Source organism: Verrucomicrobiota bacterium (genome assembly GCA_027622555.1).
GTDB lineage: Bacteria > Verrucomicrobiota > Verrucomicrobiia > Opitutales > UBA2995 > UBA2995.
On record JAQBYJ010000009.1, the window covers coordinates 82,633 to 90,974 of the forward strand.

The window sequence follows — 8,342 nt, forward strand, 5'->3', positions numbered from 1 at the left end:
AAGAAATTGTTTTTAGGTTAACAGGTCATTTAAACGGTGCCAGGCAATACGCGATATTTGTTTGAGAGCAGCATTGAGTTCCGTTTCAGCGTCGTTGTTAACTCGCTCTTCAAAATGTTTGAAAATGCTGGATTGAGTGTGGTCTTTTACGCAGATGATAAACGGGAACTTGAATTTATTTTTGTAAGCTTGGTTGAGCTTGGAGATGGTTTCAAACTGTTCTGCTGTCAACTTGTTGAGCTTTGCTGATTGTTGTTCGGCCGTTGAAAAATCGGTTAATTCTCCCGAAATGGCTAGTTTCCCTGCCAAATCCGGGTGAGCTCGAATAAGTTCTAGTTTTTGCCCCTCATCGGCAGCTTCCAATGTTTCCCTCAAATCGTGATGCAAGTTCTCAATAGTGTGAAACGGTCTTTTCTCCCAGGTCTCTCGTGGAATCCAGGGTGAATGTTCAAATATTTCGCCTAGAATTTGGGCGAAGGATCTTTGATCGGAATGGTTTAATATTTCTAGATTCATATCCCTTAGCACTTCTTTTTCTTTGGTAGAAAGATATTCAGAACCAGTGCGGTCAAGCCGCCGCTTGTAATTCCCGAACTAAATACATTCTCAATCGCATCTGGTAAGGGGTTCATGATTTCTGGATCAAAGCCTATTCCTATCCCAACACCCAGCGAAACTGCCAATATAAGAAGGCTTCTATGGTCAAGATTTGTTCTCATGATGATACGAATACCCGCCGTTGCAATAAGCCCAAAAAGCAAAATGGTAAGTCCGCTCATTACAGGTGGAGGGATGCTTGCTAACCATTTACCTATACCTGGAACCAAGCCGAAAAATATCAAGACTCCCGCTGCGTAATATCCGACTTGTCGAGCAGCGATTCCGGTAAGTTGAATGACTCCATTGTTTTGTGAGAATGTTGTGTTTGGGAAGGAGTTGAGGACCGCTGCGACCATACTGTTGAGGCCATCGGCGAACACACCGCCTCGAATACGTTTCCAGTAAACGGGACCGCTCGTAGGTTCACCTGACAACTCAGAACAGGCGGTAAAGTCGCCAATGCTTTCAATAGCAGTTACTAAGTAAATAAACCCAAATGGCAGGACAAATGCCCAATCGAATGCCAGGCCGTATTTAAAAGGATGGGGAATTGCGATCCAGCCTCCCGTTGTTTCCGGGATGTTTACAATCCCCATTTTCATGCAAAATAAATAACCGGCCAATAATGCCAAGAGAGCTGCTGACATTCTCGCCCAAGGTATGTGGAGTGAACTCAGAAGTAGAACGATCACCAAAACGCATCCTGCAATGGCAAGATTTGTAATTGGATGTAGGGATTCATTGGCTGGTGGCCCCATGCCTCCCAAGGTGGTAGGGATTAGCAAAAGTCCTATAAGTAACACCACGATGCCAGCGACCAAGGGCGTGAACACTTTTTGTAGCTTCGGCAAAAAAGGTGCCAGAATTGCCTCTACGGGAGCCAATAATAAGCTCATGCCAAACATAAGTGGAAGTCCTCCAGCCTGACCCGCCAGTATGAGTGGTGTGATAAACGCAAAGCTTGTGCCGGTCATTGAAAGAAGCCCTGAACCAACTCGTCCCCAAGCAGCCACTTGCACCAGGGTTCCGAGGCCACTGCAAAGAAGTGACATGCTAATTAAATACGCTTTTTGGTCGAACGGAAGATCTAGCACATTCGCAACGATGGTCGGCGGAGTTATGGTTCCGACAAACATTGCCAATACCTGTTGTAATGCTGCCAGTGTTGCTTTGGGTGGAGAAAGTTTATCATTTAGCCCATAGATGAGGTTTTGGGTTACTGGGTTTTCCGCCGATTCAGTGTCGCTCATATACTTTCTGTTTGCTGATCAATTTTAGTCGTTGATTTATGATTCTCCTGTTAGCGTGCCCGGCTTACTTATCCAGGGTGTAATGTATAAAAGGGTACCAACCAGTAAATAGCCGACTGCAAATTCCCAGGCAGGAAAAAGTGAGGCAATATCCAATTCATTTTCGGAAAAAATACTCAGCACTGGAAGATCGATGATGGAATCGGATCCAGTTAATTTAAAGGAGTGCATAAGTCCCATAATGGAAAGAATACCTCCAGCCAGACTCCATCCAGCGGCCACGCGCCAGCGGCGATCGACGATGTAAACAACGATGGCTGACCAAATCATGGCCGAGTAAAGAAAACCTTGCTCAAGTGCGAAACCACCTCCAATGAACGCTCCTGAAATATGAGCATGTTGTAAGGTCGCTTCTGTCAATGCCGGGCCTTTTTCAAGGGTTCTGCTTACCGCGTTCATTGAGGTTTTAATCACCAGCATGGTCCATGCAGCCATTCCAGGGAGAATCCCAACTACGACAGCAACCATATGTTTCCGTTCAGTAACTTCAAAGGCCTGACTGGTTATAATAATACCGATCCATAAAATGATCGCCAATCCGGCTTCGGCGGGAATTGCCCACGTTAAAACCGACATGGTGCCTGTTAAACAAACCAGGGTTATAAATACACCGTTGAGAACCGAGTATCCGGCTCTTGAGCCGAGTGCCTTCCAAGCAGGGTGACCAATATAGATAGAAGTGGGGAAGGGAGATCCACAAAGGGCGGCCGCCATCGTTCCTATTCCATTGGCTATTAAACTCGGTCTTACAGGATAATCGTCTCCGGCTGCCGCAGCTGATTCGATATTTTGAAGGGAGGCAAGAACCCCAAGGAAACTGATCGGAATGATAACCGATAGGTAAGGTAAAATATGCCCGGCTGAAAGAGCAGGAATCAAATCGAAAACAACTATCTTGGGAAGGTGAATCCCCACTGCTGCCCAAGGTGAAACTTCGGAGCTGCCCACGGGGGCTAGACCAATGATCCAGCAAAGGCTCGTTCCAATAAGTAGTACTATCAGGGTTGCAGGAAGCTTTCCCACAAACTGGACCTTTCCGAAATAGGCCAGGAAAACAAGCGCAAGAGTAACCATGCCCACAATAGGGGATGCAAAGGATTGAAACAAAAATCCGAGACCTAAGAAACCCAGACCCACTCCGGCAAGCGTTGAAAGCATGGCTGCTCGAGGTGTTATACTCCGAATTTTAGCAGCAAAAAAGGACATCGAAAATTCGATGAAGCCGCCGGCTAAAGTTGCCACCAGACCTGCTTGCCAGGCAATACGTTCCGGATTGGGCAATCCTTGAGATTCAGCAAGCAGTTTCGCCGGAAGCATCACTAAAAAAATATGAGCAAACAATCCAGGTGTGCTTATACCGTACGGTAGAGCGCATACATCATCCCGGCCTTCTTTTTCGGCCAACTTCATGGCCTGCCACGCGTAAAATAAATTTCCTACCAGAAAGGAAATGGCGACACCCGGAAGAATAGTCCCGAATACCAATTTCGGTGAGAATCCCAATACCAGGATACACAAGGGTGCAAGTATGAGAAGTTGTACCAGATTATTTATAAAAGCGGCAAAGAAGCCTTCCCAGTCACCACGAGAAAATAGTTTCATGAACTTGCCCGCAATTCTCCAAGATACCTGACAAAATGAATAGTCCAGCGCGCTGCGGCTGATGCAGCTGTTTGACCAACCTTACGGTAAGCATTGCCAGGGTTTACTTGAGTGCGATTACTCCCTGCACGAAATACGATATGCGGAGTTCCCAATTGATGACAAACCTGAGCAATGGCTGCGCTCTCCATCTCCATGATATCAGGATCGAGCTTCTTTTTCATATCATTAATTTTGGCCTGAGATACGCCAAACAGGTCGCTTGCTGAGACGACTCCGGTTAAGACTTTAGGTGAATAGGTCTCCTTATCAACGGTCACTGATTCCGGTTCGTAGGATTTTATAGCACGCTTGGCTAATTTGAACAGGTTCGGATCTGGTGGGTAAGCCCAATGAGTCATTTGGTCGGGAAGGGGCCCGCGCACTTTTCGATAGATCATCCCTTTAGCAGTTAGGGTGCCTGCTGCATGGTGAATCGTTTTATTGGAAATAACGGTATCTCCGGTCCGAATGCGTGGGTTGAAACGAGAACCTGTCCCCGAAACTATAAGCTCATTCGGTTTAAAGTGATGAATAAACAAGGCCGCAACCATCGCGCCGTTAGTGACTCCTACGCCGGTTACACCGACCACTACTTTTTGTTTTCCGATTTTCCCTTTTGTGTAAGGAAAGCATTCAAGATTGCCGTCAGACTTATTGGTTAATCGTTCCTTAATGACACGAATCTCAGAAGGCATTGCCCCAAGAATGAGAGTTAAAGAAGATACGTTTCGGAGCATGCAGCGATAACAGCAGAGAACAAACCACTCTTTCAAGCGTATTGGTCAATGTTCCATGTTATTAATTTGGGCACTTTACTTGGATAGGTCCCGCAAGCTTTGCTCCGGGTAATCTTCTTGTTGGGGATGATTTTTCTTCGGACAGGATATTTTGTGAATGCAGGGTACTTATGTTGAACAAAGCTGGCTTTATTCTGTCTGTTAGTTAACGATTTATAACCATGGTCTTCACTCGCAAAATAGGTAAACTCATTCGTGGAAACACGACTCCATTTCAATTGTATGCGGCAACGCTGCTCGGTGCCTTTATTGGCTTCATCCCTGGGTTTGATCACGCTCCTGGATTGATGCTTTTTTGGGCCTTTCTTTTGTTGATTTTGAATGCGAATCTTTTTTTGGCAGGAGTGATAGGTTTAATCAGTAAATTGATCTATCTTCTTGCTTTACCCTTTGCTTTTTCTATCGGGCGAATTCTTCTGGAAGGGCCTACTCAAGGATTGTTCCAAGCACTGCATAATGGTCCAGTCACCGCATACTTTGGGCTCGATTACTATGCTGTGGTCGGCGGTCAATTGATCGCTCTTATTGTAGGGCTTGGTTTTGGCTATGTATGCTCTAAAGGCTTGAAGAGCTACAGGCATAAAATGTCTGATCGCCAAACGAAAACTGGAGGATCAACCCGGACTAAAAATGCATGGGTCAAAGGGTTTGAATGGGTTTTGTTGGGAAGAAAAGTGGCAAAGGTTATGAGGAACTGCTCTCTCGTCGTATCGGAAATCCAGTGAGAATCCCCGGCGTTATTTTGGTTGTATTGATGGTAGTGGTTTTGGTTGTGCTATCGCGTTTTTTCTCGGATGCAATGATAGCTCAAATGGCGCGCGACGGTCTTGCAGCGGTCAATGGTGCTACAGTAGATTTGGAAGAAGCGCACCTGGACCTGAATGAAGGCCGTTTGGAATTTGTGAATGTCGCTTTCGCCGATCCAAACAACTTGGCGACGGATATTATGCGTTCTCAACGAATTGTGGCAGATATCAGCACGGTCGATATTCTTCGAAAACGATTTTCCATTGATAAACTTGTCGTCGATTCTGCCAGTTCAGGATTAGCTCGTCAGAGTGCTGGCAAATGGGTGGGGCCTCGATCTAAACCGACGAAATTGCCGGATCTGGAAATGCCAGATTTCAAAGACCTTGATAGTGTGCTTGAAAATGCAGAAGTCTGGAAGGAACGCTTATCCCAGTTAAAGCGCTGGATGGAGGGAGTTTCTTCAATAAAAAAACCTGAGATTCTTCAAACTCCCAAACAATGGGATGATGAATTATCAAGCCGAATTCGCTCCATGGGGCATGCTAATGTGAAGGCCACAATGCTTACCCAAGATAGTCCATTATTGTTACTTAAAAAACTGGAAGCTCTCGGTGTAGAAACAAGTTATCTGCCCAACACATTGATCGATTTCGAAGCGAGCAATCTTTCAACGCATCCTCACCTGGTCGGGAATAGTCCATCGATTTCCTTTCACTCGAAGGACGGTATTCTTAAGGCGGATCTTGCGTTAGGGCTCGCAGCTGGAAAAAACGAAAATGTTTTGAATTTCGAATACAAAGGGATTTCTACCAGCAGTCTTGCTGAATCGATTCAGGTTGATGGTAAACCCCTGCTTGAGGGAGGACTGATTGATCTAAAGATAAACGGAGATCTGAATGCGATTAATTCAGATTTGATTGCACGTGCCTCCTTTAAAGATGTTTTTTTGATGATCAGTGGTTCCAAGGTCTCCCTTAATGGAATGGATATGCCTCTTGCTATTCGAGGCCCGATCGATTCTCCCATGATTAAAGTTGATGCGGATTTCCTTCAGAACGCTCTGAAGTCAGCGGGTAAAAAACGCCTGCTTGATGAAGCTTCCAAGGAACTTGGGATCGACCTTGGTGACGATAGCTCCTCTGAAGGTCTTAAGAAAGCAGCAGGGGATTTGCTTGGTGGATTTTTGAAGAAGAAAACCGAAAAGAATGAAGAGAAATAACTCCAATTCTCCTGAGACTTACTTTGTCTGTCGAATGGGCTAAGCTTCCTCTTGCAGTTTTTTGAAAAGCTTACAGCTTTGGTTTTTGTTAACCATGAATTACCCCAATAATCCGTCCATATTCGCCTTTTTTCTTTTGTCTTTGGTCGCGTTGCAAGCAGCACCAAACCCGGACGATCTTCTCGGTCCAGATTCGAAAAAGCAGGAAGGCGTTCCTCAAGGAAAGGTTATTAAGTACGTATTCGAAAATAGCTTGGTATTCCCAGGAACAAAACGTGAATACTTTGTTTATGTTCCAGCTCAATACGACGCCTCTGTCCCCGCTGCGCTTATGGTTTTTCAAGATGGTAAAAAATATCAGGACCCAAACAACTGGTTTCGGGTACCTGTCGTTTTTGATAATTTAATTCATAAGGGCGATATGCCTGTGACGATTGCGCTGCTTATTGATCCCGGTTCCAAAGGCACAGACGAGGACGGAACGCCAATTTATGATCGTTCCAATCGAAGTCGCGAATATGATGCGATTACTGACCGGTATTCAGAGTTTCTTATTGAAGAAATCATTCCAGAAGTAGCCAGAAATTATAAGCTTACCAATGATCCAAAGTATCGAGCAATTTGTGGGACCAGTTCAGGCGCTATTTGCGCTTTTACTGCTGCCTGGTTGCGGCCTGACTATTTTAGTAAAGTGCTCAGTGGAAACGGAACTTTCGTAAATATCCTTGGTGGGCATCAGTATCCTTCAATGATTCGATCAACGCCGGCAAAACCCATCCGTGTATTCATTCAGGATGGATCCAATGATTTAAACAACCAATACGGTAACTGGTTTTTGGCTAATCAACAAATGGTCTCATCCCTTGAGTTTAAAGGTTATGACGTAAAAGCGGTCTGGGGAACGGGCTCACATAATGCCTTCGAATTTGGACCCTATCTTCCACATTCTCTTCGGTGGTTATGGCGTGATCATTCGAGTGGAAATCCCTAGAGTTTAAATGGCTATGCGAAAGTTTACTTCTGCGATTATCCTTACTGGAACTCTATTTATTTTTTCTGGTTGCATGCATAGACCGGTGCCGAATTTGCCTGCGCATTGGCAGGGCAAACCGATTCCGATGGCTTCGTTGGAGGACCCAGAGACTGTCAAAATGTATGTCTTCGTCATGTATGACAAACGCATGTGTGCTCACACGATTTTAAGAATCCATTCTCCCGAACATGGCACCGTATTCTGGGACCCGGCTGGCGGTTATGGTAAGCCTGAATATCCGGTTGTTGCAAAGCGAAGTGACGACTTGGTGATTGATCCGATTCCGACCATTCCAGCCTACCTCGATTTCAGGCAGTATCTTCCCACTGCCAAGGTTGAAATATTTGAATTCGATTTAAACCCGTCAGAATCAGAACGTTTAATTAATCTTCTTAGGCCGAAACTTGGAGAAAGGCATGCCCCTTACAAAACGGAGACTGCGCCGATGTATTGCGCTTCTGCTATTTCAAAATTCTTAAGTCAGCACGCACGTGATATTATTCCGGTAAATAAAAATTTCTTTCCTCACGCTTTGTCAGCTGAACTCTATGCTGCCAATTTGACTCGAATCATTCTGTATGATTACGATTCAATTTTGCAATATGAGGTTCAGTAATAGGGAGCGAATCGAATTCATTATTGGAAATAATCGGAGTTGCTTCCGAAGTATTAACGACCCAACTTTTACCCATGGCACTTGATCCCGAATTTATTAAAAAAGTCCAGGAGCGAAAAGCGAAACGGGAAGCCCGCGAAGCACGAAATAAACACCTGGAGATCCAACCTAAAACTCGTTCAGGTCCGAGGGCCCAAAAAAGCGATCCTGTATTTAAATCTACTTCAATGCTCACTGGTGATTCGACTTATATAACAGGCGAAGATGCCAGAGAACGTGTGAAGAAAGCTAGCTAGACCCTGTTCGAAAAGCCGCTGGTTGTCCGTAAAATGCGCATGATAAAGTTTTGGAAAACCAGTATTAAGGCTTGAAA

At 45.1% G+C, this 8,342-nt stretch carries 7 protein-coding genes and 1 pseudogene; 4 read left to right on the plus strand and 4 right to left on the minus strand.

Going from position 1 to position 8,342, the window contains the following annotated elements; all coding sequences use genetic code 11:
- Positions 1–12: 12 nt before the first annotated feature.
- The 4 genes and pseudogenes from uraD to mtnN form a co-directional block, all read right to left on the minus strand.
- Positions 13–504, minus strand: a complete 492-nt coding sequence (gene uraD / locus O3C43_04365; GenBank protein ID MDA1065718.1) for a 2-oxo-4-hydroxy-4-carboxy-5-ureidoimidazoline decarboxylase — start codon at positions 502–504, stop codon at positions 13–15.
- A pseudogene (locus tag O3C43_04370) lies at positions 487–1,850 on the minus strand (uracil-xanthine permease family protein). The gene uraD and the pseudogene O3C43_04370 overlap by 18 nt, the downstream one beginning before the upstream one ends.
- A 36-nt stretch (positions 1,851–1,886) precedes the next feature.
- Complete coding sequence (locus tag O3C43_04375) at positions 1,887–3,512, minus strand: NCS2 family permease (protein MDA1065719.1); 1,626 nt, start codon at positions 3,510–3,512, stop codon at positions 1,887–1,889.
- The gene (gene mtnN, locus O3C43_04380; protein ID MDA1065720.1) at positions 3,509–4,291 is read right to left on the minus strand and encodes a 5'-methylthioadenosine/S-adenosylhomocysteine nucleosidase; all 783 of its coding nucleotides are present in this window, start codon (positions 4,289–4,291) and stop codon (positions 3,509–3,511) included. The genes O3C43_04375 and mtnN overlap by 4 nt, the downstream gene beginning before the upstream one ends.
- 221 nt (positions 4,292–4,512) lie before the next feature.
- On the opposite strand from mtnN, the gene O3C43_04385 reads away from it, so the two are divergent.
- The 4 genes from O3C43_04385 (at position 4,513) to O3C43_04400 (ending at position 7,969) form a co-directional block, all read left to right on the plus strand.
- Positions 4,513–5,076 carry a DUF2062 domain-containing protein gene (locus O3C43_04385; protein ID MDA1065721.1) on the plus strand — a complete coding sequence of 188 codons (564 nt, stop codon included), beginning with the start codon at positions 4,513–4,515 and terminating at the stop codon, positions 5,074–5,076.
- Positions 5,073–6,320 (plus strand): hypothetical protein, encoded by a 1,248-nt coding sequence (locus tag O3C43_04390; GenBank protein ID MDA1065722.1) that lies wholly within the window; start codon positions 5,073–5,075, stop codon positions 6,318–6,320. Before O3C43_04385 ends, O3C43_04390 begins: the two co-directional genes overlap by 4 nt.
- 94 nt (positions 6,321–6,414) lie before the next feature.
- Positions 6,415–7,311 carry an alpha/beta hydrolase-fold protein gene (locus tag O3C43_04395; protein ID MDA1065723.1) on the plus strand — a complete coding sequence of 299 codons (897 nt, stop codon included), beginning with the start codon at positions 6,415–6,417 and terminating at the stop codon, positions 7,309–7,311.
- Positions 7,312–7,324: 13 nt separating this feature from the next.
- Positions 7,325–7,969: a hypothetical protein gene (locus tag O3C43_04400; protein MDA1065724.1), complete on the plus strand. Its 645-nt coding sequence runs from the start codon at positions 7,325–7,327 to the stop codon at positions 7,967–7,969.
- Positions 7,970–8,342 lie beyond the last annotated feature (373 nt).

Coding starts and splice junctions, on each gene's coding strand:
- O3C43_04375 (MDA1065719.1), bottom strand. CDS start 3,512: ATGAAACTATTTTCTCGTGGTGACTGGGAAGGCTTCTTTGCCGCTTTT.
- mtnN (MDA1065720.1), bottom strand. CDS start 4,291: ATGCTCCGAAACGTATCTTCTTTAACTCTCATTCTTGGGGCAATGCCT.
- O3C43_04385 (MDA1065721.1), top strand. CDS start 4,513: ATGGTCTTCACTCGCAAAATAGGTAAACTCATTCGTGGAAACACGACT.
- O3C43_04395 (MDA1065723.1), top strand. CDS start 6,415: ATGAATTACCCCAATAATCCGTCCATATTCGCCTTTTTTCTTTTGTCT.
- O3C43_04400 (MDA1065724.1), top strand. CDS start 7,325: ATGCGAAAGTTTACTTCTGCGATTATCCTTACTGGAACTCTATTTATT.